We start from the raw sequence: 2636 nt of genomic DNA, 5'->3' as shown, positions 1-2636 counted from the left end.
AGGGTCTGTGCAAAAATAACTTCCGGTTTTGGCGGGAGCGCCGCCTGGCCGGATGCAAGGCGCGAGGAGGGAGCATCCCCGTTTTGGGGCTGTGACCGACGAGCAACGCCGCAGCCGGCCAGGCGCCCCGCCCCGGAGGGCTGGGGCGATTTCGCTTTCTGGCTTCGTTTCTCCTCAGTCGCAGAGCCCTGGCTATGCTCCTTCGTCGTGCCTCGCCAGAAAGCAAAATCACCTCCAGCAAAACCGGAATTTATTTTTGCACAGACCCTTAGCCGGCCCCTCGAACCTCGGACACCCCGGACTGGCTCGCTTGCGCCGCGCACGGGTTTACGAAGCGGACCGTTCATACGCCGCCTTCCGGATCGCAACGCCCTTCGCCACGAAGTCCCGCTCGAAATCCGTGAGCATGGCTCCTAACGATTCCGAGGTCTGAATCTCCCGATACCCCGCATTCCCGGCAAACACCTCGATCATCTGCGCGAAGTAATCGGTGTTATCCGTCCTCAGGAAAATCCGGCCGCCCGGCTCCAGCGCAGCGCGGGCGGCTTCGATGAAACGCGGATTGATCAGCCGCCGCGCCTGATGCCGGCGCTTGGGCCACGGATCCGGAAAATAAATGTGGAACGCGCGAACCGATTCCTTCGGCAGCAAATACTCGACAACGTAGGAAGCCTCCAGACGGATCAGTTTGAGATTCGAAAGGCCGAGCCGTTGCCCTTTGCGATCCAGCTTTCGCAGCCGCCCTAGCAAACGTTCGATGCCCAGGAAATTGTGTTCCGGGTGCGCCTGAGCGTACGCGGCGAGAAACGAGCCGTCCCCGCTGCCCAGTTCAACTTCCAGAGGCCTTGCGACCGGAAACAAGACCGCCAGATCCAGGCGCTCGACGCAGGACCGAGGAGGGTAGATGAGCGCGGAGCTTCCAATTGTGGATTGCGGATTGCGGATTGCGGATTCGAGAGACTGGTTACTGATCACGGGTGACTGACGACTGACGACTGACAACTGACAACTGATTACTTCTTGAGGAACAGCGCCAGCGAAGCCGTGTAGCCGTGGAGGAAGCTTCGGTCGCCCACCGGGCCGATCTCGCCGTTGCAGAAGAATCCGGCCAACCCAAAGGGGCCAAGGAGTTCTTGAACCGCGGTCGCATCGTGGCTGGCGCGTCCAAACAGGCGCGCCCCGCGTCCGTTGCAGCAACACAAACACCCGCCGAGAATGGCCTTGCCGCCGAGACGCTTTCGCGCGCTCTCCAGGAGCGCCGACAAATCTTCGGTCGCTGCGGCGGCGTCGCGCCTCTGGAATTGCAGCGTCTGTCCGGTCCGGGGGAAGGCTCCCACGGCGATGCAGCCTGAATTGGGATCGGCGCCGAGCAAATTCCGGATTAAGAAATCACCCCGCCGAAATTCCTCGAGATACTCGTTGATGACGAGACCGACGAACAAGTTTCCTCGCGCTTTCTTTTGCTCGGCTTCCGACAGGCTGTTGAAAGTTTCCACCAGAACTTCGTAGGCTGGGCGGTTGCCGATCTCGTGGATCAAATTGCGTTCGGCGCGCGTGATGGTCCAGGTCTCGCCGATCGGCGTGCAGCCTTGGGAGATCACGCCGGCCAGAGCGACCTCGCCCCGAAAGGCGATCGCGACTCCGCCGTCTTCATAGACTTCGCCGTTGAGATAGATCTGTGTGCGTTGCTCGGACAATTCCCCGCTGGCCAATCCGCCCAGGACCGGGACGCGCGCGTAGGCTTCGTTCCAATGCTTCAGCCAGGAATCGCAGTCGAGGTGAAACGGATCGGCAAAGACAAGCCAGCCGTTGACTTGCTCCTGGCCGACGCCCGTTTGCGCGTGCCAAAAGTCCGGGCCTTCCGCTTCTTCGACCTTCTCCTGAGTGAAGCGATGGGCCAAGAGATCCGCCCCAGGCAGATGAAAAAGTCCCAGGGCCAACCCCGCTTCCTCTTCGACCTCCTCCGCTCCGGTGATCAAACCCGTGCTCGAACAGCCTACCAGGAGCGGAATCTGCGCGTGCACGCGCAAAATCTCGAGCACCTGCGCCGCGTGGGGAAAAAACTTCGGCGTCATGAAAACCAACCCCAACGAAACTCGGGAAGCCGAAAGCTGCGAACGCAAATCCTCCGCCCACTTTTGGAGGCTGGACTCGTCGAACGCGCTGCGCCAATGGCTGACCGCAGAGTAGTCGTTTGCCATACGGAGAAATTAGCGAGTCAGCCGCGCTTGGCAAATAAGAAGCGCGCGGAGTAGTGTTCTAATTCTGCCGGAGCGCGGCTGTGTCGCAGACCAGCCGCAGCGCTGCGACTGGTCCTTCGGATACAGTCGCGCTCCGAGGATGCAAATTAGGACACTACCCCGCGCGTCGAACGTGGGCGAGCGCATCTCAGTTCAGCTTGGAGCGTGTCCGAAAATTCCGCGAGGTCCTGTTTTCGAGCGAAGTAGCGCAGGCTTTCGAGCCTGCGGGTTCAAGGAGCTTTCCAGCTCCGTTTGGCGAGCCGCGGCGCTGGGGGCTGGAAAGTCCCGCTAACCGGCAGGCTAGTCCTGCAACAAGCGTGATTATTGGCTTGAAAAAAGAAAAAAGCTCGAAATGCCCGTCAATATTGGTTGAAATATGTTTGTTCAAGAACAGCT

2 protein-coding genes are annotated in these 2636 nt (G+C 60.2%); both read right to left on the bottom strand.

Going from position 1 to position 2636, the window contains the following annotated elements; all coding sequences use genetic code 11:
* Positions 1-327: 327 nt before the first annotated feature.
* On the bottom strand, positions 328-945 hold the full coding sequence (gene trmB / locus FJ398_27095) for a tRNA (guanosine(46)-N7)-methyltransferase TrmB (protein ID MBM3841544.1): 618 nt from the start codon (positions 943-945) through the stop codon (positions 328-330).
* 68 nt (positions 946-1013) lie between these two features.
* Positions 1014-2201, bottom strand: coding sequence for a hypothetical protein (locus FJ398_27090; protein ID MBM3841543.1), 1188 nt, complete (start codon positions 2199-2201; stop codon positions 1014-1016).
* Positions 2202-2636 lie beyond the last annotated feature (435 nt).

Source organism: Verrucomicrobiota bacterium, assembly GCA_016871535.1.
GTDB lineage: Bacteria > Verrucomicrobiota > Verrucomicrobiia > Limisphaerales > SIBE01 > VHCZ01.
Note: the sequence above shows the minus strand (reverse complement) of the source record. Positions and strands in the feature narration are given on the sequence as shown.

What these genes read in the sequence shown, in the direction of transcription:
- FJ398_27090 (MBM3841543.1), bottom strand. Translation starts at nt 2,201, where the DNA reads ATGGCAAACGACTACTCTGCGGTCAGCCATTGGCGCAGCGCGTTCGAC.